This window comes from Oleiphilus sp. HI0067 (assembly GCF_001635735.1).
Genome location: NZ_LWFI01000030.1, coordinates 1 through 1,190 on the forward strand (window position 1 = coordinate 1; position 1,190 = coordinate 1,190).

4 protein-coding genes are annotated in these 1,190 nt (G+C 41.9%); 2 read left to right on the top strand and 2 right to left on the bottom strand.

The genetic code is table 11. The features are described 5' to 3' along the window. Positions 1 to 29: 29 nt before the first annotated feature. Positions 30 to 389, top strand: a complete 360-nt coding sequence (locus tag A3739_RS00650) for a hypothetical protein (RefSeq protein ID WP_068477972.1) — start codon at positions 30 to 32, stop codon at positions 387 to 389. A gap of 52 nt (positions 390 to 441) precedes the next feature. After that, positions 442 to 585, top strand: coding sequence for a hypothetical protein (locus A3739_RS28520; RefSeq protein WP_156502206.1), 144 nt, complete (start codon positions 442 to 444; stop codon positions 583 to 585). Positions 586 to 617: 32 nt separating this feature from the next. Here the strand turns inward: A3739_RS28520 and A3739_RS00655 are convergent, their stop codons facing one another. Further along, positions 618 to 935 (bottom strand): DUF6482 family protein, encoded by a 318-nt coding sequence (locus A3739_RS00655; RefSeq protein ID WP_068477599.1) that lies wholly within the window; start codon positions 933 to 935, stop codon positions 618 to 620. A 19-nt stretch (positions 936 to 954) separates the two neighbouring features. Continuing rightward, positions 955 to 1,190, bottom strand: a 236-nt coding sequence (locus A3739_RS30605; RefSeq protein ID WP_231876965.1) for a hypothetical protein, incomplete at its 5' end; no start/stop codon positions are given.

Here is a 1,190-nt window from a genome sequence, read left to right on the forward strand (position 1 = left end):
AAAAATTATAATGATCGGGAAAATCCAAGATGTATCGCTGTTTGGTTTTTGTATTTTTCATCCTCTCTCTGTCTGCGTGTAGCAGTATTCAAATTGCACCGTATGATCAAAATAGCACGCTGCTAGTTATCCCCAAATCACATGAAAACTCCTCAATGGAATCTTGGAGTCGAACGTGGAAGTTTGATGTTCGATCTCTGGGTGAAACGAGTGATATTAATTTCGATGTATGGTTCTCAAATAGTTCTGATGCATATATTGCGATTAATGATTTGCCTCCAGGGCGCTACGAAGTTGGTGCGATGAAATTTAAGATGGCGTCTCGTTGGCGATCAACCTCCGCCAATGACGACGGCTACCCCTTAAATATAGAGTTTGAGGTAAAATAAGGTGAAGTTACTGTTTTTCCGTACATGACAACGCTATTCCAAGAGACATCTAGTGGTGGCACACACACGTAGTTCATTTTCGGTGATTGAAATGGAGAGTGTGGATTATAACTTGTTCAAAGTGAAGCTATTGGAAGATGAGCGTATGCAACCTTGGCTAATCAACGAACAAGTTATCCGGGGAGCAAGCATTTGATCATAGCTATCACCTTGTTTATTTAGAGACTGTTAATTAGCCCGTGACTGCGTGTCGAAGTGTAGGTGCTCTAATTTAATCTCCATTAGGTTAGAGCCCTTTTCAGGGTGTCCGATCATTTCGTCATAGGCGCTCGTGTGCCGCAGCACTAGCTTTATGATTCGCAGCAAGCTAAGTGCTGTTTTGGCGGCTTGAAGGCTTCGGTAAGTTTGTATTTGACTACCATCGACCAAGTAATAAGTCTCTCCTTGATGCTCAATCATCACCCTATAAAGCGACAAATCAACTGATTGAATGATCACTTTTTCAATGGGCTCTAATTGTCCGAGCTCTTCGTATGAAATCTTCATAGTCATTTTCCTATCTAGTTTAATAACCTAAGAATACGGCGTAAGAGAACGCTGATAAGTGTGCCAAGGTGACGACGATTGTTAGTCTGTCTCGCAAAACCGCGAACATGGTTTCGTACAAATGATCGCAAAACTTCTTCTCGACAGAGCGTAAGGCAATAAAACTGAGGCCCAAGATCGCACGCTGTAAGGCGGGTTTAAAAATTGTGCTAGCCCATGCTAATAAACTAAAAACGATGCCCGTATTGAGAAGTA